The organism is Rhizobium sp. 21-4511-3d, from assembly GCF_053522545.1.
The window spans coordinates 1-22993 of record NZ_JBNWCF010000008.1; the positions used below are offsets into that span (position 1 = coordinate 1).

General features: G+C 63.1%; 27 protein-coding genes. 14 read left to right on the top strand and 13 right to left on the bottom strand.

Annotation, left to right across the window (positions count from 1 at the left end; all coding sequences use genetic code 11):
* Positions 1-681 (bottom strand): TolC family protein (locus ACQZ5H_RS17970; RefSeq protein WP_449098589.1); only part of this gene is annotated, 681 nt, incomplete at its 3' end.
* A 126-nt stretch (positions 682-807) separates the two neighbouring features.
* The gene (locus tag ACQZ5H_RS17975; protein ID WP_112719055.1) at positions 808-1140 is read right to left on the bottom strand and encodes a hypothetical protein; all 333 of its coding nucleotides are present in this window, start codon (positions 1138-1140) and stop codon (positions 808-810) included.
* A gap of 215 nt (positions 1141-1355) precedes the next feature.
* Here ACQZ5H_RS17975 and ACQZ5H_RS17980 point away from each other — a divergent pair, with 215 nt between their 5' ends.
* Positions 1356-1748 (top strand): hypothetical protein, encoded by a 393-nt coding sequence (locus tag ACQZ5H_RS17980; RefSeq protein WP_130277671.1) that lies wholly within the window; start codon positions 1356-1358, stop codon positions 1746-1748.
* Positions 1749-1752: 4 nt separating this feature from the next.
* Here ACQZ5H_RS17980 and ACQZ5H_RS17985 read toward each other — a convergent pair whose 3' ends face one another.
* On the bottom strand, positions 1753-2628 hold the full coding sequence (locus ACQZ5H_RS17985) for a LysR family transcriptional regulator (protein WP_449098590.1): 876 nt from the start codon (positions 2626-2628) through the stop codon (positions 1753-1755).
* A 93-nt stretch (positions 2629-2721) separates the two neighbouring features.
* Here ACQZ5H_RS17985 and ACQZ5H_RS17990 point away from each other — a divergent pair, with 93 nt between their 5' ends.
* From ACQZ5H_RS17990 to ACQZ5H_RS18000, 3 genes are all read left to right on the top strand, one after another.
* A complete protein-coding gene (locus ACQZ5H_RS17990; protein ID WP_449098591.1) occupies positions 2722-2934 on the top strand; it encodes a DUF1127 domain-containing protein in 213 nt (70 codons plus the stop codon).
* A gap of 82 nt (positions 2935-3016) precedes the next feature.
* Complete coding sequence (locus ACQZ5H_RS17995) at positions 3017-3352, top strand: ArsR/SmtB family transcription factor (protein ID WP_449098592.1); 336 nt, start codon at positions 3017-3019, stop codon at positions 3350-3352.
* Positions 3345-3773 carry an SRPBCC family protein gene (locus ACQZ5H_RS18000; protein WP_449098593.1) on the top strand — a complete coding sequence of 143 codons (429 nt, stop codon included), beginning with the start codon at positions 3345-3347 and terminating at the stop codon, positions 3771-3773. The genes ACQZ5H_RS17995 and ACQZ5H_RS18000 overlap by 8 nt, the downstream gene beginning before the upstream one ends.
* A 45-nt stretch (positions 3774-3818) precedes the next feature.
* On the opposite strand, the gene ACQZ5H_RS18005 is transcribed toward ACQZ5H_RS18000, so the two are convergent.
* Entirely contained in the window at positions 3819-4649 is an 831-nt protein-coding gene (locus ACQZ5H_RS18005) for an SDR family oxidoreductase (protein WP_449098594.1), read from the bottom strand.
* An 89-nt stretch (positions 4650-4738) separates the two neighbouring features.
* Here ACQZ5H_RS18005 and ACQZ5H_RS18010 point away from each other — a divergent pair, with 89 nt between their 5' ends.
* Positions 4739-5641 carry an AraC family transcriptional regulator gene (locus tag ACQZ5H_RS18010; RefSeq protein ID WP_449098595.1) on the top strand — a complete coding sequence of 301 codons (903 nt, stop codon included), beginning with the start codon at positions 4739-4741 and terminating at the stop codon, positions 5639-5641.
* 2 nt (positions 5642-5643) lie between these two features.
* On the opposite strand, the gene ACQZ5H_RS18015 is transcribed toward ACQZ5H_RS18010, so the two are convergent.
* From ACQZ5H_RS18015 to ACQZ5H_RS18030, 4 genes are all read right to left on the bottom strand, one after another.
* Complete coding sequence (locus ACQZ5H_RS18015) at positions 5644-7014, bottom strand: MFS transporter (protein ID WP_449098796.1); 1371 nt, start codon at positions 7012-7014, stop codon at positions 5644-5646.
* A 92-nt stretch (positions 7015-7106) separates the two neighbouring features.
* Positions 7107-8123, bottom strand: a complete 1017-nt coding sequence (locus ACQZ5H_RS18020; RefSeq protein ID WP_130277678.1) for an amidohydrolase family protein — start codon at positions 8121-8123, stop codon at positions 7107-7109.
* 34 nt (positions 8124-8157) lie between these two features.
* Positions 8158-8850 carry a class II aldolase/adducin family protein gene (locus ACQZ5H_RS18025; RefSeq protein WP_130277679.1) on the bottom strand — a complete coding sequence of 231 codons (693 nt, stop codon included), beginning with the start codon at positions 8848-8850 and terminating at the stop codon, positions 8158-8160.
* 85 nt (positions 8851-8935) lie between these two features.
* Positions 8936-9925, bottom strand: a complete 990-nt coding sequence (locus ACQZ5H_RS18030) for an ABC transporter substrate-binding protein (RefSeq protein WP_449098596.1) — start codon at positions 9923-9925, stop codon at positions 8936-8938.
* Positions 9926-10130: 205 nt separating this feature from the next.
* Here ACQZ5H_RS18030 and ACQZ5H_RS18035 point away from each other — a divergent pair, with 205 nt between their 5' ends.
* On the top strand, positions 10131-11741 hold the full coding sequence (locus ACQZ5H_RS18035) for an FAD-dependent monooxygenase (protein WP_449098597.1): 1611 nt from the start codon (positions 10131-10133) through the stop codon (positions 11739-11741).
* A 29-nt stretch (positions 11742-11770) separates the two neighbouring features.
* Here the strand turns inward: ACQZ5H_RS18035 and ACQZ5H_RS18040 are convergent, their stop codons facing one another.
* The 3 genes from ACQZ5H_RS18040 to ACQZ5H_RS18050 form a co-directional block, all read right to left on the bottom strand.
* Positions 11771-12520, bottom strand: coding sequence for an IclR family transcriptional regulator (locus tag ACQZ5H_RS18040; RefSeq protein ID WP_449098598.1), 750 nt, complete (start codon positions 12518-12520; stop codon positions 11771-11773).
* A 202-nt stretch (positions 12521-12722) separates the two neighbouring features.
* The gene (locus tag ACQZ5H_RS18045; protein WP_449098599.1) at positions 12723-13487 is read right to left on the bottom strand and encodes a class II aldolase/adducin family protein; all 765 of its coding nucleotides are present in this window, start codon (positions 13485-13487) and stop codon (positions 12723-12725) included.
* Between the two features lie 69 nt (positions 13488-13556).
* Positions 13557-13874 (bottom strand): non-heme iron oxygenase ferredoxin subunit, encoded by a 318-nt coding sequence (locus ACQZ5H_RS18050; RefSeq protein WP_148195416.1) that lies wholly within the window; start codon positions 13872-13874, stop codon positions 13557-13559.
* A gap of 208 nt (positions 13875-14082) precedes the next feature.
* On the opposite strand from ACQZ5H_RS18050, the gene ACQZ5H_RS18055 reads away from it, so the two are divergent.
* From ACQZ5H_RS18055 to ACQZ5H_RS18085, 7 genes are all read left to right on the top strand, one after another.
* A complete protein-coding gene (locus ACQZ5H_RS18055) occupies positions 14083-15369 on the top strand; it encodes an aromatic ring-hydroxylating dioxygenase subunit alpha (protein WP_449098600.1) in 1287 nt (428 codons plus the stop codon).
* Positions 15370-15384: 15 nt separating this feature from the next.
* Positions 15385-15909, top strand: a complete 525-nt coding sequence (locus tag ACQZ5H_RS18060; RefSeq protein ID WP_449098601.1) for a hypothetical protein — start codon at positions 15385-15387, stop codon at positions 15907-15909.
* 88 nt (positions 15910-15997) lie between these two features.
* Positions 15998-16822, top strand: a complete 825-nt coding sequence (locus ACQZ5H_RS18065; RefSeq protein ID WP_449098602.1) for an IclR family transcriptional regulator — start codon at positions 15998-16000, stop codon at positions 16820-16822.
* 13 nt (positions 16823-16835) lie between these two features.
* The gene (locus ACQZ5H_RS18070; RefSeq protein ID WP_449098603.1) at positions 16836-17846 is read left to right on the top strand and encodes an FAD-binding oxidoreductase; all 1011 of its coding nucleotides are present in this window, start codon (positions 16836-16838) and stop codon (positions 17844-17846) included.
* A gap of 1 nt (position 17847) precedes the next feature.
* On the top strand, positions 17848-18780 hold the full coding sequence (locus tag ACQZ5H_RS18075; protein ID WP_449098604.1) for a LysR family transcriptional regulator: 933 nt from the start codon (positions 17848-17850) through the stop codon (positions 18778-18780).
* A 280-nt stretch (positions 18781-19060) separates the two neighbouring features.
* Positions 19061-19990 (top strand): ABC transporter substrate-binding protein, encoded by a 930-nt coding sequence (locus ACQZ5H_RS18080; protein ID WP_449098605.1) that lies wholly within the window; start codon positions 19061-19063, stop codon positions 19988-19990.
* 127 nt (positions 19991-20117) lie between these two features.
* Positions 20118-20321 carry a hypothetical protein gene (locus tag ACQZ5H_RS18085; protein ID WP_148195411.1) on the top strand — a complete coding sequence of 68 codons (204 nt, stop codon included), beginning with the start codon at positions 20118-20120 and terminating at the stop codon, positions 20319-20321.
* A 77-nt stretch (positions 20322-20398) separates the two neighbouring features.
* Here the strand turns inward: ACQZ5H_RS18085 and ACQZ5H_RS18090 are convergent, their stop codons facing one another.
* Positions 20399-20998 carry a HupE/UreJ family protein gene (locus ACQZ5H_RS18090; RefSeq protein ID WP_449098606.1) on the bottom strand — a complete coding sequence of 200 codons (600 nt, stop codon included), beginning with the start codon at positions 20996-20998 and terminating at the stop codon, positions 20399-20401.
* A 213-nt stretch (positions 20999-21211) separates the two neighbouring features.
* On the opposite strand from ACQZ5H_RS18090, the gene ACQZ5H_RS18095 reads away from it, so the two are divergent.
* Positions 21212-22132, top strand: a complete 921-nt coding sequence (locus ACQZ5H_RS18095) for a LysR family transcriptional regulator (RefSeq protein WP_449098607.1) — start codon at positions 21212-21214, stop codon at positions 22130-22132.
* A gap of 3 nt (positions 22133-22135) precedes the next feature.
* Here the strand turns inward: ACQZ5H_RS18095 and ACQZ5H_RS18100 are convergent, their stop codons facing one another.
* Positions 22136-22981: an alpha/beta fold hydrolase gene (locus ACQZ5H_RS18100; RefSeq protein ID WP_449098608.1), complete on the bottom strand. Its 846-nt coding sequence runs from the start codon at positions 22979-22981 to the stop codon at positions 22136-22138.
* Between the last annotated feature and the right edge of the window lie 12 nt (positions 22982-22993).

A 22993-nucleotide genomic window follows, 5' to 3' on the forward strand; every position in this document is an offset into this window, starting at 1 on the left:
AACGCGGAAGCTGGTTTCGAGACCGGGGATTTCGGCCTGGGTCGCCTGGACCAGACCTTCGGCCTGGACGACGTCGAGGCGCGAGGCGGCACCGGCTTCCAGCTGGAACTTGGTGAGATCGAAGGTCTCGCGGCGAGACTTCAGATCGCCCTTGGAGAGTTCGATGCGCTCCTGGTAGTAGCGGGCGTCGATGTAGCTGTTGACCAGATCCTGGAGGAAGGTGAGCTTTGCGACGTCGGCGGTGGCGTAAGCCGAATCCAGCGAGGCCAGCGCGCTTTCCTTCGAGCGGCGGTATTCGCCGAACAGATCGAGCAGCCAGGAGACATTGGCTTCACCGGCCGTGGTGTTGGTGGCGCCGCGCGTGTTGCGCAGGTTGCCCATCTGGCCGCTGACGGTCTGTGAGGCACCGACGACGAGGCTCGGCAGGGCGCCGGCACCGGCAACGGTGACCTGAGCTTCAGCCGAATTGATGCGCTCGAGGGCCTGCAGCACGTCGAGGTTCTGGCCGATACCCTGGGAGACCAGCGAGTTCAGCTGCTGATCGCGGTAGGCCGTCCACCACTGGGCGGTCGCAACATCACCATTGCTCTTGACCCCGCCTTCGCCAAACTTCGCAGGAAGCGGCATTTCCGGCGGTACATGATCCGGGCCGCTGACGCAGCCGGCAAGTGCAACTGACATGGCGAGGCATGCTGCAACTCGCGCGATTATCGTCTGACGTATCAACGGCCCTCTCCGTGGTTATATCGACGATGCCTAATTATGGTTAACAGAGGATTGACGGCGTGCCGAGGCCCTCCGGCGGCACTAGAGCGCATTCTCCTCATGTTGGGCCAGCGGCGGCTGCGGGCGCAGCGTCTGCAGCGGCGTTTCGGCATTGGCGCCGGCCGGTGCGAAGCGGGTGGCGAGCATATCGGCGAGGTTAGCGGAGGCGGCATTGGCATCGCATTCCGTCGGTGCCGTGCAGGGAGCGCGAAGGCGGGAGGTCTTCTGCGTGCTCTTCGGCTCCTCCAGCCGGGCAATGCGGATCGACGGCTTTTCGGCCGGTTCCGACGCCGGTTCGAAGATCGGATAGATGACGATCCCCGTTACAAGACTGACAGCCACACACGCGGCGATATAGACAAGAACAAACCTCATGTTCCTATAACGGCAGCGGGGGTTTGCCATAGCAACCTGCCAATTAGGATTAGAAACGGCGCGCAAGCTTCAGCAAAACGGCGGCCGCGGCCCCGCATGCGGGGTAATTCCGACGGAATTCACCGTCTTCGGGAGAAAGGGCGAAACTTTCGGCGCTGCCGCGAGTTTCGAGCTTGAGCGGCCGTGCGTGGCGGCCGGAAAGACAGGAGGCGCATATGGCAGACAGATCACGGCCGGGGGCTCAGGCGAGCGAGGAAGACCTGCAGGCGCATATGGCCGAGATGGAAGCCGAGGCGATGGCCGACGATTTCATTCGCGACAATCCCGACGAGGAGGCGCTGGAAGCCGACCTGCAGAACCTGCAATACGAGCTCGAAGTTCTGCGTGCCCGGCTGGCCGTCATCAAGGAGCAGGCGGGCACCGTGGTGCGTGCCAATCTGGAATGGGCCGATCGCAGCGCTCACGACCAGCTCGGCGATTATCCGTGGCTGAAGCTTGCCGGGGCGATGGCCGGAACCTTCGTGTTCGGCCGCATGCTGCGTAACGCACCGGTTGCAGCGATCCTAGCGGCCGTTGTGCCGCTGGTTCTCTCGAAAGCGGAGAAATAGGCCCTCAGGCCTTGAACTCGCGCAGGCATTTGACGACTTCGCGCAGGCCGCGGGTCAGATGCTTGTCGCGGCGCATGACGATGCCGAGCTGGCGCACGAGGCGTGGCTTGACCGGGGATGTCGCGAGATAGCCGGCGCGGTCGCGGCGCAGCGCCAGCGACGGCAGGATCGACCAGCCGAGCCCGGCTGCCACCAGTTCCTTGATCGCCTCGACGCTGCCGAATTCCATGACCGGCTCCGCCTTGAGGCCGGCATCGGCAAACCAGCCATCCGTCGTCTCGCGGGTGTTGCCGCCGTCATAAAGCATCATCACCTTCTGCTGCAGGAAAGCCGCATCCGGGCCGCCTTCGGGCATGTCACTGCCGCGCGGCGCGACCGCGAGAAGCTCGTCCTCGTAGAAGGGCTCGACTTCCAGCGATCGGCCGGAGGCGGGGAGGGTGACGACGGCGAGATCGAGCGCGTTGGCCTCGATATCGCGCAGGATCTCGTCGGTATTGCCGATCTTCACGGTGATCTCCAGGCCGGACATCCGCTTCTTGGCGGCGGCGATTGCGCGCGGCAACAGGTGGATCGAGGCGGTGCCGCCGCTGCCGATCCTGACGCGCCCGGCCGCCCCGTCCTTATAAGGCGCCATCGCCTCCAGCGTCGCGGCGCATTCGCCGATGATGCGGCGGGCATGCGGGAGGAGCTCGGCGCCGGCGGGCGAGGGCTGGGCGCGGCGTCCGGCGCGTTCGATCAGGCGCACGCCGAGCCGCTGTTCCAGAAGCTTGATCTGCAGGCTGACGGCCGGCTGCGTCACGCCGGCGCGGTCGGCCGCGGCGGTAAAGCTGCCGAGTTCGACGACGCTGACGAAGGCGGCGAGCTGTTCCAGATTCAGCATCAGAAGATTTCCTTATGGATTGCATCAGAAGCATAAGCTTCTTTTCGTTTCCCCGCCAGCGCATGTTGTTTCCACAGACAACAGGAGAGTGACATGGCCGCAGAGATCGAAGACATCGCCGGGAGTTGGGAGCAGAAGAAGCCGAGGCTGCGGCTTGCGGCCCTGATCACCGCCTGCCGTGGCTGGATGGAGCGCAGGCGGACGCGCAATTCACTGTCCGAACTCACACCCGATGAGCTGCGCGATATCGGCATGACCAGAGAGGCGGCGCGGGCGGAGGTCGCCAAGTCCTGGTTCTGGCGCTGAGCTCTTGCCTCCCGCGAAAACATTCATCCATATGGTTGACTATCGATTCGAATTTTGTATATTCAACCATACGGGTGAATAAATGGACGACGACGCACTGTCACGTATTCTGAAGGCCGTGGGCGATACCACGCGGCGGCAGATCCTTACGCTCCTTGTTCAGGAGGGAGCGCTGAGAGTGACTTCGCTTGCCGCTCATTTCGACATGTCCCTGAATGCCGTCTCCAAGCATATCAAGGTCTTGGAGGAGGCGGGACTTGTAACCCGCCGGACTCTGGGCCGCGAGCATCTGATTGCCGCGGAGCTTGAACCGCTGAGGCTGACTGAGAGCTGGTTCGGGCAACTGAAGTCCATCTGGGACCTGCGCCTTGCGGCGCTGGAGACAATTCTCGTTTCAAGGGATGACGGACATGAGTGAACTGGAACTGACCATCAACCGCAGGATCGCAGCACCGCGCCAGACGGTCTTCAATGCCTGGCTTTCGCCGGAAACGCTGGCGCGCTTCATGCGCACGCCGAGCGGCGCGACCGATATCTCGAAAGTGTCGACCGATGCCGTCAAGGGCGGGCGCTTCTCGATCGTGATGAAGACGGCCGAGCGCGAGATCCCGCATGGCGGCACCTATCTGGAGATCGATCCGCATGCGCGGCTCGCCTTCACCTGGGAGTCGCCTTACTCGCTCGACGACAGCGTCGTCACCATCGATCTCGCCGAGGTCGATGCCAACACGACGGATATCACGCTGAAGCAGGTGAAGTTCCGCAGCGAGGAAGCCCGCGACGGCCACCGCGGCGGCTGGAATGCCATCCTCGACAATCTCCAGGGCATCATCGCCTGATGCTCATGGCCGCCGCGCCGATGACGCGCGGCGGCCGTGCTTTCCTTACTCCCCGCCCTGCGGGCTGAAGGTCTTGCGCATCGTCTCCGTGTACTGAGCGTCAGATGTCGTCCAGCGCAGGGCGGCGACCATCTTTGTATCGGGACCGGCGGGATAGCGCAGCTGGCCGCCATCATCGGTCGCGGCGGCGAAGATCGCTTCGGCCACTTCCTTCTCGGTGCAATAGGGCGTCGGGTAATTCGCCATCTTCCCGAAATAGGCCTGCGCATAGGCGGCATAGTCTTCAGGGATCAGGCCGTTCATGCGGTCGCCGCTATTGGCGGTGAAGCTCGTGGTCGGGGCATAGCCGGGCTCGACGAGCCGCGCCTTGATGCCGAAGGGTTCGAGCTCGTAGGCGAGCGATTCCGTGAAGCCTTCGACCGCCCATTTGCTGGCGCAGTAGACGGCGACCATCGGCATGGCGCCGATCCCGGCGCTGGAGGTGACGTTGATGATGACGCCGCCACCCTGTCTGCGCATCACCGGGATGATCGCCTGGCAGGCGGCGAAGACGCCGAAGCTGTTGGTCTCGAAGATTTCGCGCGTCATGCTGTCGGGCGTCGCCTCGAAGGCCGAGGCGAGGCCGATCCCGGCATTGTTGACGAAAACGTCGATCGCGCCGAAGGCCTCGATGCCGGAGGCGATTGCGGCGCGGATGCTTGCGGCGTCGGTGATATCCAGCGGCAGAAGCTTCAGCCGCCCCGTCGTATCCTTGAATGTGGCGCTCTCCGGCCGCCGCATCGTGGCCAGCACATTCCATCCCTTGTCGAGGAAGAATTCCGCGGCGGCTTTTCCGTATCCGGTCGAAGATCCGGTGATCATGATTGTCTTGGGCATGTGTAGCTCCTTTCGCTGGTGGGGAGCATAGACAAGCTGCGCGGACGATCTATAATCGAAACTCCGTGAAACGTTATTGATCGTCCAGTATGGATCCCTTCAGCGACCTCATCGGCCTGCTTCGTCCGCATGCCGCCGTCTCCAAGCCGATCACCGGGCGTGGCGCCTGGGGCGCGCGATATGACGCCTATGACGCACCGGGATTTGCCATCGTGCTGGAAGGCGGCTGCTTTCTGCAGTTCGAGGATGGCGAGCCGGTCAGGCTTTCGGCGGGCGATTTCATTCTCATTCCATCGACGCCGGCCTTTGCGCTGTTCAGCGATCCCAAGGCCGAGCGCATTCCGCGCGAGCCTACGGATCGGCCGGTGCGGCATGGCGAGGCTGAGGGCGAACCGGATTTTCGCATGCTCGGCGGCGGCTTCCGGATCGAGCCGGTCAATGCGGCGCTGCTGCTCGCCCTGCTGCCGGGGATCATCCACATCCGCGCCAATGAGGGCGAGGCGGACCGGCTGAAGCGGATTGTCGCGCTGATCATCGAGGAGAGCGTCGAGGACCGGCCGGGGCGGGACCCGGTGGTCGAGCGGCTGCTGGAGGTGATGCTGGTGGAGGCGCTTCGCTGGGGCGGGATGAATGGCGAGACGATGCCGTCAGGCATGTTGCGCTCGATGCGTGATCCATCGCTTGCGCGCGCCTTGCGGGCGATGCATGCGGATGTGCGGGAGCGCTGGACTGTCGAGGGGCTGGCGAAGCTTGCGGGCATGTCGCGATCGGCCTTTGCCGCCCGCTTTGCCGAAGCTCTCGGTGCGACGCCGATCGATTATCTGGCGCAGTGGCGCATGGCGCTTGCCCGCGATGCGCTGAGCCGCGGCGATATCAGCCTCGACCGGCTGGCCGGTGATATCGGCTATGACTCGGCGAGCGCCTTCAGTACCGCGTTTCGGCGTCACAACGGCTGTTCGCCGCGCGAGTTCGGGCGCTCCGCGGGGCGCTGAGATCAATCGGCGTGCCGTGTGCGGCGGCTGACGAGATCGTCGCCGGCCTGCGGCGGCAGACGCCAGAAGGTGATGACACTGGAGGCGGAGACCAGGCCGACGACGGCAAAGGCGATGTGGAAATCCGACAGCAGCAACCCGCCGCCATGCATGCTGCTGGTGATATCGAGTGAGGCACCGGCGACGGCGACGCCCATCGCCATCGAGACGCGCTGGGCGACCGCATTGATCGCCGTCGCCTGGCCGGTATCGGCCTCGTCGACATCGCCGAAGGACATGGCGCTGATGCCGGAGAAGGCCATCGAGCGGAGAATGCCGCCGACGAGCAGGCAGGCCATGATCACCCACATCGGCGTTCCCGGGTGAAACAGCGCGTTGATCCCGAGCAGCACGGCGGAGATGAAGGTGGTGACGATCAGGATGCGGCGGAAGCCGAAGAGCGCGAAGGTGCGCGCCGCGCCGAACTTCGAGCTCAGTGATCCCACAGCGGTGATGAAGGTCACCATGCCCGACTGGAAGGGCGTCAGGCCGAAGCCGAGCTGCAGCATCAGCGGCATCAGGAAGGGAAGGGCGCCAAGCCCCATGCGGAAATTCGAGGCGCCGACGATCGAGGCGCGGAAGATCGGATAGCGGAACATGCGCGGGTCGAGCAGCGGATGTTCGGTGCGTTTCGCGTGCCAGAGATAGGCGATGCCCATCAGGATGCCGATGGCGATCGGCGTATAGCCGTAATACATCGGCAGCGCCGGCAGGCTGACGACCGAAATGCCGAAGACGAAGGCGCTGAAGCCGATGCCGGAGAGGAAGAAGCCGGTGAAATCGAGCGGCTTCGGCTCACGCGGCTCGACCGGCGGCAACAGCCGGGCGACGAGGATGATGCCGGCAATGCCGATCGGCACGTTGATCCAGAAGATCCAGTGCCAGCTGAGATAGGTGGTGAAGAAGCCGCCGACAGGCGGGCCGAGGATCGGGCCGACGAGCGCGGGGATGGTGAGCCAGGCCAGCGCATCGACCAGCTGATGTTTCGGCGTGCCGCGCACCAGCAGCAGGCGGCTGACCGGCGTCATCATCGAGCCGCCGGCGCCCTGCACCAGCCGCCAGAAGACGAAGGCGCCGATCGAATCGGAAAAGGCGCAGCCGATCGAGCCGATCATGAAGACGCCGATGGCGATGCGGAAGATGTTCAGCGCCCCGAAACGATCCGACATCCAGCCACTGATCGGAATGAAGACGGCAAGCGCCACGAGATAGCTGGTGACGGCCAGTTTCAGCGCGATCGGCGATGTGCCGATATCGGCGGCGATTGCCGGCAGGCTGGTGGCGATGATCGTCGAATCCATCCGCTCCATGAAGAGTGCGATAGCGAGGATGATCGGCGTAAGGCGGGGCAAGGGCATGTCCGGTAAATGATGCGCGGCCGTTATAGGACGCATTGCGGCCGCGCACCAGTTCAACTTCTCGCGGGTTATCTGCCCTTCAGCCCGAACAGGGCCTCGGCATTGCGGAAGCAGATCTTTTCCATGTCTTCCTTGGGAAGATCGAGCGAATTCAGGATCTTCAGCGTGTCGCGGATGTAGCCCGGACCCTTTTCCGGGTCGAAGGGCGAATCCGAGGCGAAGAGGATGCGGTCGCTACCGTAGAACTCCAGGCCGCAGATCGTGGCTGCTTTCGAGCCGAAGACGGCGGTGTCGGCGTAGAAATCCTTGAAATAGTCGAGCGGACGCTTCTTCAGGCGTTTCAGCACCAGCGTCAGGTCCTCGTCCGTCGTGCGCTTGCCGAGCTGGTCCCAGCCCGGGCCGACGCGTCCCTCGAAATAGGGAACCATAGCGCCCATGTGGTGTGCGAGAACCTTCAAGTCAGGCAGGCGGTCCATGAAGCCGGAGAACACCAGGCGGGCCATGGCGGCGCTGGTCTCGTAAGGCCAGCCGAAGGTCCACCAGATCTCGTATTTCGATTTGTCCTCGGTGGCGTAGTCGGTCATCGAGGCGTTGCGCGAGGGATGCAGCAGCACCGGCTTGTTGTGCTTGGCGGCGACCTCGAAGATCGGGAAGAAGCGCTCCTCGTCGAGCGGCGCGCCGTTGACGTTGGTGTGGATCTGCAAGCCGTTGGCGCCGAGTTCGGTAAAGGCGCGCTCGGCTTCGCGAACGGCGGCCTCAGGGGCATTCATCGGCAGGGCGGCGACGAAGCCGGCGAAGCGCTCCGGATATTTCTCGACGAGTTCGGCCTGGCCGTCATTGGCGATCCGGGCAAATTCGGTCGCGAGTTCCGGGCCGCCCATCGCTTCCAGCGGCGGCATGCCGAGCGAGATGATCTGCCGGTAGTCAGGAAACTCGTCCATGACGCGGAAGCGGGTTTCGAGATCGTAGATGCAGGGCACGCCCTGCATGCGGCGGCCGATATCCTTGCCGGCGCCGTCGAGCTTCTGGATACGGTCCCAGAGCGCCTTCGGGAAGAAATGGTTGAACGCATCGATATAATACATCGGACTCCTCCTAAGTCGTATGTGAATGGCCGCCTTAGCCGCGCTTCAGGCGGCGGACGAGATAGGCGAAGGTCGCCTTGAACATCTCGTCGCGGAACATGTGCTTGCGCTTGGCCTTGATATCCTCAGGCTTGCCGAGCGCCTTGGCGCCGCCGGCAGCCTCGACCCACAGCTGCATCATGCAGGCATTCTCCAGCGACAGCGCCAGATAGATCGCCTGCTCGATGGTGGGGGCGGCGGTGACGATGCCGTGGTTCTGCAACAGCATCGCGCCATGCTCGCCGAGACAGGCGGCAACGGCCTTGCCGCGCTCGGCGGTGGTGATCAGCTCCGTGGTTTCGGAAAAGACCGGCAGGCCCTCGGCGAAGATCGAGCCCGGATGGCCGACCGGCTGCAGCGGCTTGCCGAGCGCCGAGAAGGCAGTGGCATAGGGCGCGTGGGTATGGACGACGGCGTTCAGATCCGGCCGGGCGCGCAGCACCTCGGAATGGATATAGACCTCGTTGTGGCGGCCGAACTCGCCGTCCACCTTCTCGCCGTCGAGATCGACGGTGATGATGTTGTCGAGGGTGATCTCCTCAAGGCCGAATTTCGACGGCTTCATGTAGAAGCGGTCGGGTTGCTCGGGGACGCGGATCGAGACGTGACCGCGCGTCCAGTCGCCCTGGCCGGCAGCTTCCAGAATGCGGCCAGCCTCGATCATCCGCTGCTTCAGGTCTTCATGCATCGTCTTGTTCTCCGAGGAATTGTCACACCGGATGCCGGTGCCGGACCAGGCCGGTTCGAATGCGGCGCCGCTGCCGTCGCAGGCGCTACACACGGTGTTTGTCGCCGCGCTTGCGGCCCTGCGATATGTCGAGGAAGAGCTCGGACGGTGTGACCTTGCGGTCGATCAGGCCCTGTTGGTGGGCATAGCCGATCACCGTTTCCAGCGTTTTGGCGTTCTGCCCGTCGAGGCCGTAGGCCCAGGGATCGTCGCCCATGATCGCCTGCTGCTCTTCCCAGGCCTCGCGATACCAGGCGAGCGGCACGATGCGCGGGTTTTCCATGCGCTTCATGGCAATCTGCTTGGCTTCCTCGAAAGCGAGGTAGAGATTGATCGGCACCCAGGGATGACGCTCGACGATTTCAGGCCGGATGCCCATCACATGCATGATCGGGAAGATGCCGGTGCGCTCGTAATAGGCGATCTCTTCGGCCTTGTAGTCAGGAAACAGGCGGCCGACACGCGGGTCGCGCTTCTTGATCGGGGCGATCAGATCGGGATGCAGGAGCGCGTCGATCTCGCCGTCGACAAGCATCTGCTCGATCGATTTTTCCTCGCCGATCTTGTGCAGCTTCAGGCCCGAGGGAAGCTTGTAGTCGACGTCCTCGTCGAGCTCCGAATACCACTCGATCGACTGGTGCGGCACGCCATATTCGCTTTCCAGCAGGCCGCGCAGCCAGAGCGATGCAGTGACCAGATAGCTTTTGACGCCGACCTTGCGGCCGATCAGGTCCTTCGGCTCGCGGATGCCCGCCGCCGTATTGGTGAAGATGAAGCCGTGGCGGAAGCGGCGGTGCAGGAAGACCGGGATCGCCTCGAAGGGCAGGCCGCGGGTCTTTGCCGCCATGTAGGACGACAGCGAGACCTCGGCGACGTCGAATTCGCCATTGCGCAGGAAGCGCCAGTGGCGGGTGGTGGAATCCATCTCGGTCAGGATCGTCAGGTCGATCCCGTCGGGTTTCACCACTCCCTCTTTCAGGGCGCGGATGATCTCGTAGTCACCGCAAGCGAGCGTGAGCTCCACCTTCTTCGTCACTGAACTCCTCCCAGAGCCGCCCGGCCAAAACCTGCCGCGCCGTCATTTAAGGCTACCATGCACAGAACAGCAATCGCCTGTCTAGTCATTTTTCAAATTATCCTGCATTATGGGATTTTTTAAGTTTTGAATTGACGCCGGTTTGGAACTCGCGATAAATGGACCCGATGCTGCCGGGTTGGAGGGCGGCAAAGGGATGGAGCGCATGGAACAGACGGATGTCCTCATTGTCGGCGCGGGCCCGGTCGGGCTGACGCTTGCTATCGACCTCGGGCAGAAAGGCGTGCGCTGCACGCTGATCGAAAAGAAGGAGGCGCCGGAATTCCTGCCGAAGATGGAGCGCTGCAACGCGCGCACCATGGAAATCTTCCGCCGCATGGGCCTGTCGCAGAAGATCCGTAAGGCGGGTCTGGATGCCGCCGTGCCGATGGACGTCTATGTCGTTCTCGCGATGAACGAGCCGCCGCTGCTCAGGCTGCCTTACCCCTCCGTCAACGAGGCGCTGGAGGAGATCGGCAAGTCCGAGGATGCCAGCCAGCCGCTCGAGGCCTATCAGCTGATCTCGCAATATACGCTGGAGCCGCTGTTGAAATCGGTGGCGGAAGAGCTGCCGACGGTCACCGTGCGTTACGGCACGGAATTCCTGTCGCTGGAGCAGGACGAAGGCGGCGTCACGGCGCGCACGACGACGAAGAATGGCGATGTCACCTATCGCGCCAAATATGTCGTCGGTTGCGATGGCGGGGCGAGCCCCGTGCGCAAGCAGCTCGGCATCAAGCTGCGCGGCGAGGGCAATCTCCTGCATCTGCGCCAGGCGCTCTACTATTCCGAAGAGCTCTATAACCGTATTCCGATCGGCGACGGTCCCGGCCGCGGGCGGCATTATCACGTAGCTGACGGGCAGGCGACCTTTCTCATCATGCAGGATTCGACCAAACACTGGACGCTGCATGCCGTCGTCGAGAAGGACGAGGACATGGCGGCTCAGTTCGAGAAGGCGGTGGGTGCGCCTGTCGATTACCAGATGCTCTATGTCGGGCAGTGGAAGCAGAACCTGCTGCTTGCCGACAATTACGGTTCGGGCCGCGTCTTCCTTGCCGGTGATGCCGCGCATCTGGTCATTCCGACCGGCGGTCTCGGCATGAACACCGGCGTCGGCGATGCCGTCGATCTCGGCTGGAAGCTGGCGGCCACGCTGCAGGGCTGGGGCGGGCCGAACCTGTTGCGCTCCTACGAAATCGAACGCCGCCAGGTCGGTGACCGCAATGTCGGGGCGTCGCGCTATGCCTCGCTCGGCCGCCGCAAGTGGCGCTCGCAATATCGGCCCGATATCCGCGACGAGACGCCTGCGGGGCAGGCGACGCGTGACAATCTCACCCGGATTGCCGATGTCGAGCAGCGCAAGACCAACGAGATGATCGGCGCCGAGCTCGGCTACCGCTATGTGGGCTCGCCCGTGATCACCGACGAGCCGGGCGGTCCCGAGCATCTTTTCCGCGAATATCACGCGACGACCTGGCCGGGCGCGCGCCTGCCGCATCTCTGGCTTGGCGAGAACGATCCGGTGCAGGACCGGATCGGCGCCGGCTACACGATGCTGCGGCTCGGCGGCAATGCGATCGATACGTCAGGGATCGAAGCGGCCTTCAAGGCGAGGGGTGTTCCCTACCAGACGCTCGACATCGCCTCGCAGCGTGCCCGCGACATCTATGGCTACGATCTGGTGCTCGTCCGTCCCGACATGCATGTCGTCTGGCGCGGCAAGGCGGCGCCTGAAGATGCGGAAGCGCTGGCGGCGATGGTCACCGGGCACTGAGAAGGATCAGTGCCGGACGCTGAAAGAGATCAGCTGCGCGCCAGCGTCTTCGAGAGGACGCCGGCGCAGAACACCACCTGTTCGGCCACATCCTCGATGGTCTTTGCCTGCATATGCGTGTCGCGCAGCGTTAGGCTCAGGCTGCCGATGATCTCCGAGCGGCCGTCGAAGACGGGGGCGGCAACGCCGGTGACGCCGGGTGTCACGTCGCCGCTGGTGCTGACCCAGCCGCGCTCGCGGTGCTGGCGGAACTTCGCCTTCACCTCGGGCAGCGTGGCGCCGAAGCCGGCCTGCTGGAATTCGTCCTGGGCGAGGCCGTAATATTTCCGGAGCTGATGATCGGGCAGGTAATCGAGGATGGCGATCGAGGCGGCGCCATGCAGTAGCGAGCGGCGGCGGCCGCGGTCGTAATTGCTGTGCACGGCTTCGGTGCCGATCTCCTGATGGACGCAGAGCACTTCGAACTTGTAGCGGCGGCAGAGCAGGGCGACTGCCTTGAAGCGGGCCGCGAGCTCTTCCATCATCGGGCGCGCGGCGCGGATCAACACGTCGCCGGTGCGGATCTTGTAGTCGAGCTCGACGATGCGCGGGCCGAGCATGTAGCCGACACCCGGAAGCGAGGTCAGCAGGCCGGCATCGGTGAGGATCTTCAGGTAGCGGTAGAGGGTCGAGCGCGTATAGCCGAGCTTGTCGCACAGTTCCTCGAAGGTCAGCGCGACGGCGTCCTCGCCTGCATCGAAGAGGTCGAGCAGGCCGATCATCTTTTCCGGGCTGCTCAAGCTGGCATCTCCGCCCATGCGCGTTCTGATAGGCGTCCTGCGCCAGTGGCAAACCAGTCTTTCGGCAAATCGAATCCCGCCTCGGCACCATCCCCAAGTGCTTCATTATAAAGCGATGATTGGGCGGCAGGCAACGGCAGTGCGGACCGGAGCGCGACCCAACGCCCCAGTCCGCTGCCCCCAGCCGTGACTGGCGACTGGTTCAGGCCGCCTTATTCCAGTCTTCGGGGAAGAGGCCGTCGCGGATGGCGCCGCCGGCGTAGTATTTCCAGAGCTTGCGGATGTGATGGCCGCGGCGGAAGGAGTGGGCGAAGGATTCCATCTCCTCTTCCGTCAGCGGCTTGACCTTGCCGAGAGTCGCGGCTCGATAGGCGGCTTCGGCATTCTCGACCAGGTGTACGGCGTCGATATAGACGCCGCGGACGGTCTCGGCGGTGACGATCTGGCCATGGGCGCGGATCTGCATCGCATGACAATCGCCGAGCGTCGCGACGATGCCGCGGCCGCGCTCCGGTGTGTCGACATGGGCCGGATCGGAATGAACGGGAATGCCGTTGCGCCAGCGGATCGCGTGGTTCTTCACCGGCGGCAGCGGTACGTCCTCGACCAGCGTGAAGACATTGGTGACGTCGTGATGGAAATGAGCGACGGAGTTCACGTCGGGGCGTGATCTATAAATCTCACAATGAAGGAAAACTTCAGATGGAGGCCGGGAACCTTCCGGCCCGGATATCACCTTGCCGTCGAGATCGCAGACGAACAGATCCTTGGGCGCGACATCGGCGCGGCTCTTGTCCTGCGGCTGGATCAGAAACGTCGTTCCGCCGGGCAGTCGGGCGCTGACATGGCCGCTATATTCGAGAATTTTCATGCTGTTCAGCAGGCGCGTCGCCATCGAGACATCATGGCGCAGCCGGGTTTCCGACAGATCGGAATGCTGTTCGTCCGCATGTTTGTGAGATTGCATGACCGGTTCCTCCCGTTATTAAATTAATCCCACATTATACGACTTTTTATGATCCGCAAGCCGCGCCGATCAGACTTCAATCAGCACGTCGTTGTTTTCGACGACGACCTTGTAGGTCTTGATCGGCACCATGCAGGGCGGGGCGACGACTTCGCCGGTGCGGATGTCGAACTGGCCGTTATGGAAGTCGCATTCGATGTGGTAGCCGTCGAGATAGCCCTCCGCCAGCGAGCCCGGGCCGTGCGTACAGAGGTCGTCGGTCACGTAGAACGTGCCGTTCACATTGTAGACGGCGAGCGTCAGATCGCCTTCCTCGACGCGGATCGCGCTGTCCCAATCCACATCATCGGTCGAACACAGCCTTATCCGGGAACCCACTTCCGACATTCGCATCTCCTCCCTTGTCCTGCGCAGCGCTTGACGAGCGTGCAATCAGCATGTAGCGTTTAAAACGAAACGATGTTCTGTATAACGGAACACTCGCTAAAAATACCCGATCCGCCGTGAAGGTCAACCCGCAAATCCGATCGGCCGGAGGAAACACAGGTGACGCGGCGTAATGGCCCGCCACGGATGCACTCGAGGAGGAGTTGTCATGCTGAGGAAAGAACAGAACGACCTATTGACCCAGACGGATCTGGGCACGCCGATGGGCGAGATGTTCCGCTGTTACTGGATCCCGGCGCTGCTGGCCGAGGAGCTGCCGGACAATGACTGTGCGCCTGTTCGTATCAAGCTGCTCGGCGAGCGCCTGCTCGCTTTCCGCGACAGCGAGGGACGCTACGGCCTGATCGACGAATTCTGCGCCCACCGCGGCGTTTCGCTGTGGTTCGGCCGCAACGAGCAGGGCGGTCTCCGCTGCCCCTATCATGGCTGGAAATACGACAATACCGGACAGTGCATCGAGGTGCCCTCGGAGCCGAAAGAAAGCGGCTATTGCGGCAAGATCAAGCTGAAGTCCTATCCGCTGATCAAGATCGGCGACATTCTCTGGACCTATATGGGCCCGGCCGACAAGCAGCCGCCGCATCCGGAATGGGAATTCGCGCTGGTTCCGGCCGAGCAGACCTTCACCTCCAAGCGCTGGCAGGAATGCAACTGGCTGCAGGCGATGGAAGGTGGCATCGATTCCAGCCACGTTTCCTGGCTCCATAGCGGCAGCCTGAATTCCGACCCGCTGTTCAAGGGCGCACGCGGCAACAAGTACAATATGTCGGATGCCCGCCCGTTCTTCGAAGTCACCGACATGGATGGCGGCCTCTATATCGGTGCGCGCCGCAATGCCGAAGAGGGCCATTATTACTGGCGCATCACCCCCTGGGTCATGCCGTCCTTTACCATGGTTCCGCCGCGCGGCGATCATCCGGTGCACGGCCATTTCTGGATCCCGATCGACGACGAGAACTGCTGGGCCTGGAGCTTCGACTATCATCCGGTCCGTGCACTGACGACCGGAGAGCGCGATGCGATGAAGGCCGGCAAGGGCATCCATGTCGCCTATGTTCCCGGCACCTACCGTCCGGCTGCAAACAAGGACAACGACTACCTGATGGACCGCGAGGCGCAGCGCAAGGGCACCACCTATTCCGGCGTCGAAGGCATCGCCATGCAGGATGCGTCGCTGCAGGAAAGCATGGGTCCGATCGTCGACCGCTCCAAGGAAAACCTGGTTTCGACCGACAACGGCATCATCATGGCGCGTCACCGGCTGATGCGTGCGGCGCGGGCGCTGAAGGACAAGGGCGTGACGCCGCCCGGCGTCGATCCGACACATCATCGCGTCCGCTCGGCGGCCATCGTGCTGCCTGCGGACAAGGCCTATACCGACATCGCCGACGAGGCGCTGACGGTGATTGCGGGCAAGGCGCAGACCAGCGTCTGACGGGGAGAGCACGCCATGTATCTCGGATTGAGCGAAAGTGCCCGCGCGACGACAGCGGAAGAGGCGCGTTTCCGGATCAACTATCCGAATTCGCGGCCGCGCAAGTCGCGCATCATCGCCCTCGACAAGAGCGCCGGGGGCACGCTGGAGCAGCTCGCGGCCGGCTATGCCGGCGGCGAGGCGCATTTCCTGCGCTACATCGAGGCGAAGCCGGCATCGGATTCCCTGAAAATGCTGCCGGTCGATGCGGTGCTCGAAGACCTCGCGGGTAAGCGGGTGTCGCTCACCGATGAAGTCGCCGATGCCGATGTCGTCGTCATGCTGACGACGGCAGGCGCTTCGGCGGAGGCCGCCGAGGTCATCGGCAATGCCTGCTTCGTGCGCTCCAAGATGACGACCGGTCTCGTCGTCAGCTCGGCCGATGTGCCGGCGCTCGAACTGGGGCGGACGCTGACGGCGATGCGGCCCTTCGCGGCCATGCTCGTCGTGTCGAACGGCGACGAATATGTCGGGGAAATGCTGAGCGCATTGAGGGTCTGAGAATGCTTCAAGGCGTGGCGTGAGTATTTGCAGGAGCTGTGTTATGGACGATCCCTTACTCCTTGCAAAAAGACGGAAAACGCACGCCATGAATGCATCTGTGAAGGAAACGGCACGCACCAAAAAGGCCGGACCGGCCACGCGCAACCGCCTGTCGTCGGTGACGACCGCGATCCGCCTTTTGAAAGCATTTTCGGAGGACGAGGTTGAGATTGGCGTCAGCGCGCTGGCCCAGAAGCTGAAGGTGGCGAAGAGCACGGTTCACCGTCTGGCCGTGACGCTGGTGGCGGAAGGCCTGCTGGAGCAGAACCCGGAAACCGAGCGTTACCGTCTCGGTGTCGGCCTCTTCGGTCTCGGTACGCTGGTGCGCCGCCGCATGAACCTGTCGAACGAGGCGCGTCCTTACCTCTTCGACCTCAGAAAGCATACGGGCGAGACGATCATTCTCGGCATCCCGACGGATACCGAAGTCATGCATGTCTACGACCTGGAGAGCCCGCAGGCGGTCGGCATCAAGTCCGATCTCGGTGCGCGCAAGCCGGCGCATTGCACGGCTGTCGGACGGGCGATCTTCGCCTTCGCGCCGGAGGAGACGATCGAGCGGGTGCTCTCGGGTCCGCTCGCGAAGCGCACGTCGCATACGATCACCGATCCCGCGCGGGTGCGCGAGATCCTGGCCGAAGTCCGCCAGCGCGGCTTTGCCATCGAGGATGAGGAAAGCGAACCCGGCATCCGGGCGATCGCCGCCCCCGTCCGGGATTCCACCGGTGCCGTCGTCGGCGCCGTCGGCGTGGCGGGTCCGTCTCTGCGGCTCTCGCTCGAAGCCATAGAAAAATTCGCGCCACCGCTGTTGGAGACGGTGGCCACGATCTCGTCCCGTCTCGGTCATGGAGCGGGTTACAGACATAGATGATGAGGAGGAACGCATGACCGTGATGACATTGAGCGGGACCGATACGAAATGGTCCTGCGCCGACGGTGACACGATCATGCGATCCGCCATTCGCGCCGGTCTTGGGTTCCCTTATGAATGCAATGTCGGCTCCTGCGGCAATTGCCGCTTCGATCTTCTCGAAGGGGAGATCGAGGAGCTGAGGCCGGATGCGCCGGGCCTCAGCGACCGCGACCGCCAGCGCGGCCGCCGTCTTGGCTGCCAGGCGCGGCCGCTCACCGACTGTCTGGTCAAGCTGCGGCTAATGCCGCAATATGAGAGCAGCCACCTGCCCGTGAAGCAGGGCGCTGTGCTCACCGATATCCGCGACATCACTCACGACATCCGGGAGTTCCGCTTCCGCCTCGATACGCCGACGGCTTTTCTGTCCGGCCAATATGCGCTGCTGACGCTGGATGGCGTGGAGGGTAGCCGCGCCTATTCAATGGCAAACCGGGGTGACCAGCCTGACGAATGGCATTTCCAGGTGCGCAAGGTGCCCAATGGCGCGGCCACCTCTATGCTCTTTGACCAGTTGAAACCTGGCGAGCGGATCGGCATCGACGGTCCCTATGGCATGGCCTATCTGCGCGAGGATTCGCCGCGTGACATCATCTGTCTCGCAGGCGGTTCCGGCTTGTCGCCGATGATCTCGGTGACGCGCACCGCGGCGGTTTCGCCTGATCTTGCCGGGCGGCGGATCGACTTCATCTATGGCGGCCGCGAGGCGCGCGACATCTGCGGCCGGGAGATGCTGGAAGCGCTTCCGGGCTTCGGCAGCACGCTGCATTATCATCCCGTCGTTTCGGGCATGCCTGCCGAGGATGACGGCTGGGATGGCTATCGCGGCTTCGTTCACGAGGTTGCCGCCAAGCTCTTTGCCGAGCGGCTGCCGGAATGTGAGATCTATTTCGCCGGTCCGCCGATGATGGGCCAGGCCATCCAGAAGATGCTCATCGACCTTGGTGTCCCGCAGGGCCAGGTCCATTTCGACCAGTTCTACTAAGATGAAGCTCCGTCAGCTCGCATATTTCGTCAAGGTTGTCGAAGTCGGCAACATCACGCGCGCCGCCGAACAGCTGAACCTTGCCCAGACGGCGCTCGGCATCCAGATCCGCAATCTCGAGGATTCCCTGCAGATCCAGTTGCTCGACCGCCATTCGCGCGGCGTCAGCGCCACGCCCGCCGGCATGCTGCTCTATGAGCGGGCGCTGGAAATCCTGCAGCGCATCGAGGAGACGCGGCGCGACCTGATCTCGCTCGGCGGCGAGAAGGTGCCGGTACGTCTCGGGGCCACGCCATCGATCCTGAAGCTGATCGGCACCGATCTGCTGGTTGCCGCCAACGAGCAGCTGCCGGGCATCGCGCTGCATGTCGTCGAAGAGCTCAGCTTCGTGCTGACCGACGCGCTGGAGCGCGGCGAGCTTGATTATGTGCTCGCCTATGACATCGAGGACAGTCCGGGGCTGCGCCGCATCGCGCTGATGGAGGAAGACCTGCTGCTGATCTCGGCGCCCGACGGAAAGGATGCGGAGCAGGACGTTTCCTTCCGCCATGCCGTTGCCGGCGATCTGGCGCTGGTTTCCAACCGCGACATCATCTGGCGGCGGGTGCACGAGACGGCGTCGCGCCTCTCTGTCGACGTCAAGATCACCTATCAGGTGCAGTCGATGGAGGCGATCAAGGCGCTGATCTCGCATGGCGTCGCCCAGAGCATCATGCCCTATGGTATCGTCTCGGAAGAGATCGAGGCGGGCGAGCTGATCGCCCGGCGCATTGAGCGGCCGGATGTGAAGCTGACGCTGTTCCTCGCCCATGCCTCCCACAAGGGGCTGGCCGACGAGCGGCTGTTCCACGCCTTCATCTACAACATGGTCGATCGTCTCGCCGCCGAGATCGGTCCCTATGCTCATCCGATCGATCGTATCGTCGAGGACTGACCAGCGATTTTCGTATGAGCTGGACAATATGATTTATCTTGGACATTTGCCCGAGCGGGCCTGATGATCGCGTGAGATTATGAGAGGGCGGCTTCCGGAAAGGAGAATTCCGGCGGCTGAGCGGATCGCTGATTGTCGTTAGATGTCAGCGGCTTGGCAGGAGGATGCCAGGTTTTGATTCAAGTCCGGCGCCAAGTCCTGCTGTTGGGGAGTGAGAATTCTGACATCGTCGCTTCGTTTGTCCTTCGGTTGCTGGAATTATGACCGCACGCGCGCCCTGATGGACCGTACCGTGGTGCCTGACGGCATCGATCTCGTCTATCTGAACATGCCGGTCGAAGAGACCTTCTTCCGCATGCTGCGCCACAAGGAGTTCGACATCGCCGAGATGTCGCTCTCGTCCTATGTGCTTTCGCATTTCACCGACGCGCAGCCTTTCGTCGCCATTCCGGTCTTCCCGTCGCGCTATTTCCGACATTCGTCGATCTATGTGAATGCCGAGGCCGGCATCCGCAATCCGTCCGACCTCTCGGGAAAGCGGGTCGGCAGTCCGGAATATCAGATGACGGCGCCGGTCTGGATCCGCGGCATTCTCTCGGACGAATACGGCGTTCGCGTCGATGACGTGACGCATTATACCGGCGGCGAGGAGCAGCCTAACCGGCCGGAAAAGCTGCCGCTCAACCTGCCGTCCTATATCAACGTCAAGCGCATCGGCCCGCAGCAGACCCTGTCGGCGATGATCAGGGAAGGGGAGATCGACGCGCTGTTCACCGCCCGCAAGCCGTCCTCCTATGACGGTTGCCGGGTCAGACGGCTGTTCGAGGATTTCGTGCAGGTCGAGCGTGACTATTTCCGCAAGACGGAAATCTTCCCGATCATGCATACGATCGTCATCCGCCGGGAAATCTACGAGGCGCATCGCTGGATCGCGCAATCGCTGTACAAGGCTTTCGCCGAAGCGCAGGCGAAGATCTACCGCGATCTCGAGGAGACGGCGGCGCTGAAGGTCATGCTTCCCTGGCTCAATGCTCATGTGGAAGAGGCCCGCCGCATCATGGGCGACGACTACTGGAGCTACGGCTTCAAGCAGAACCGCCAGACGCTCGATACCTTCCTGCGCTATTCGCACGAGCAGGGGCTGTCGAAGCGGCGGCTGCAGCCCGAAGATATCTTCGTGCCGGAGACGATGGAAAACTTCGTCATCTGACACGGTCTCTCAATTAGAGAACGAAGTTCCGATATGCGGAATCTGTATGGCTGCCCTGTGCTACCAGGTCTTTCCGGATTGGTGCTGTCAAGTTATATGCAGCGCACAATAGACGGAGACGACAGACATGACCGCCACCACGTATCGCAGCATGCCCCGCACGGACTGGGTCCGCAGCGCTTTCGGCGGACTGTTCGAAACGATGAGCCTGGTCAGCGCCGCGCATGAATGCTCGATGGCCCGCCGCGAGCGCCGCGCGCCGAATACCGCGGCGCTCCACACGCTCGGCATCGACGAGACGGCTTTCAAGCGCACCTACAAGCGCCGCTGATTTCACGCTGACTGCCTGAATCAAAAAGGGCTGCGATCCCTCGGGGATCGCAGCCCTTTTTCGTTTCCGATGAAGGATCAGATGAGGCCGGTCAGGATGCCGACGCCGGCGATCGTGGCGAGGCCGCCAGCGATGCGGGTTGCCAGGAAGCCGGTGCGCTCGCCGCCGCGGCCGATGGCAAAGCCGAGACCGAGACCTGCGATGTGGAGCAGGGCGGTCGCCATCATGAAGCCTGCGGCATAGGCGAGGCCGGCTGCATTTTCAGGCATTTCCGAGCCGTGGGCATGGCCATGGAAGATCGCGAAAAAGCCGACGACGGCCATTGCGGCGGCGACCGGAGCCTTGATGTTGAGCGCGACGACGGCGCCGAGGACGACGACAGAAAGGGCAATGCCGAGTTCGACGAAGGGCAAGTTGATGCCGGCCATGCCGAGCGCGCCGCCGGCGGCCATGACGAGAACGAAGGTGGCGGGCAGGAGCCAGGTTGCGCGGCCGCCGAGCTGGAAGGCGAGAACGCCGACCATGACCATGGCCAGGATATGATCGAGGCCGGTCATCGGGTGAGCAAAGCCGTGGCTGAGGCCGGCGGCTTCACCGATCGCCGGATGGGCGTAAGCGGCAGCCGGTACGGCGGCGGCGATCAAGGCCAGCAGCCCGCTCTTCAGTGATTGTCTCATGTCATTTCCCTCCTGGGTTCGGCGTTGGCGGCGCGTTTCGATGGGGCAAAGTCGCCAACATGTGATGATAAAGCAAGGGGTCGTTTGCCGTAGATCCGTCCTCCGCGACGCGGAAAACGACACACCCGCATGACACCGACGCTATGCCTTGAATGCACCGAAGTAAATTTTAATCTCTTTACACTGCCGTTAAGTTTTTTTATCGTCATTCTCATGAAAAATATAAGCTTTCGTCAGCTGAGATCGCTTCTTGCCATCGAGTCGCATGGCAAGATCGTCGAGGCTGCGAAAGTGCTCGGGCTGACCGCTCCGGCAGTCACGCTGCAGCTGAAACAGCTGGAGGCGGAAGCCGGCGTCCAGCTCTTCGAGCGCATGGCGCACGGCATGTATCCGACCGAGGCGGGTAGGGCCGTTCTATCGGCGGCCCGCGATATCGAAGACCGGCTGCAGCTTCTCGTCGACGAGATCAATGCCTTCAAGGGCGTCAAGCGCGGCCGCATTCTCGTCGGCGCGGTGTCGACCGTGCGCTATTTCGCCAAGCAGATGCAGACGGCCTTTGCCAACGAGTTTCCCGATATCGATCTCGAACTGGTCATCGACCGGCGGACCGAGACGATCGAGCGGCTGAAGAACAGGGCGATCGACATCGCGCTGGTCGGCCGGCCGCCGCGGGATATCTCGGTGCGGGCAGCGATCTTCGGCGAGCATACGCTTGTCGTCGTCGCGCCGCCGCATCATCCGCTGGTCGGCAAGCATGGGATTTCGAAGGCCGATATCGCCAGCGAGCATTTCATCGTCCGCGGCTCCGGTTCCAGCACGCGCATCTGGTTCGAGCGCTTCATGGCCGAAATCCCGGGCCGGGCTGCAGGACCGAATACCGAGATGGAACCGGTCGAGGATATCAAGCGGGCCGTCATGGCCGATACCGGGCTCGCGTTTCTCGCCGCGCACAGCGTTGCCGAGGAAGTGCGGGCGGGCAAGCTTGCGATCCTCGATGTCGAGGGATTGCCGATCCGGCGGCAATGGTTTGCCGTCAGCCGGACCGACCGGGCGATGACGCCGGTGATGAGCGCCTTCCAGGATTTCCTGACCCGACACAGCGGGGAGTTCCTCCCGGAAGCGCTTCCATCCTGAGGATTATGCCTTCAGAAAGTCGATCACCCGCTTATTTGTATTCTCAGCGGTCAGCTGCGGCACCGGGATATCCCAGTAGTCAGAGCCCGGAATGCATTCCTGCAGATAGCGGGCGGCCGATGTCGCGTGCGAGAAGTCGGCGCCGGGGATGATCAGCGTCTTGATATCGAGACGGACGAGATCTTCCGGTTCGGCGCCCGGCGAGGTGTCGCGGTCGATCAGGCCGCGCGGCATACCGGCTACGATCGCCTTGTAGTGATCGACATCGAGCGCGGCGTAGCGTCTGGCGAATTCTTCGTCATGGCGCAGGACCGAGATCCAGGGGCCGCCGCGCGGATCGGCGCCGAAGGCCTTGTTGCTTTCCTTCGAGAGCGCAACGACGGCTTCCAGTCCATTCTGCTGCACGAAGGCCAGATGTTCGGCGAAGCGCTGATGCCCGGTCATGCGGTAGCGGGCGCCGCCGACCGGCCAGAACAGCACCATCTTGTCGACGCGCTCGGGCGCCTGGGTCGCCACCGCCATGGCGACGCTGCAGCCCATGCAGCCGCCCATGATATGGGCCTTCTCAATGCCGAGATGATCGAGCAGGCCGGTCGCCTGCTTGACGTAATCGCCCCAGGTGACGCGCTCGACGCGGCCGCCCGACTGGCCGGTTTCGCGGCGGTCGAAGACGATGCAGGTGAAATGCGAGGGGAGGTGCTCCAGAAACTGGGTCACCACATAGATGCCCTGCGTGCGCCACTTCTCGATCGTCGCGTCGAAGCCTCCCGGCGAGAACATCAGGAGCGGCGGTCCGTTGCCGATCACTTCGTAGCGCGTGCTGATGCCGTCGATGACTGCGGTTGCCATGAATATTCCACC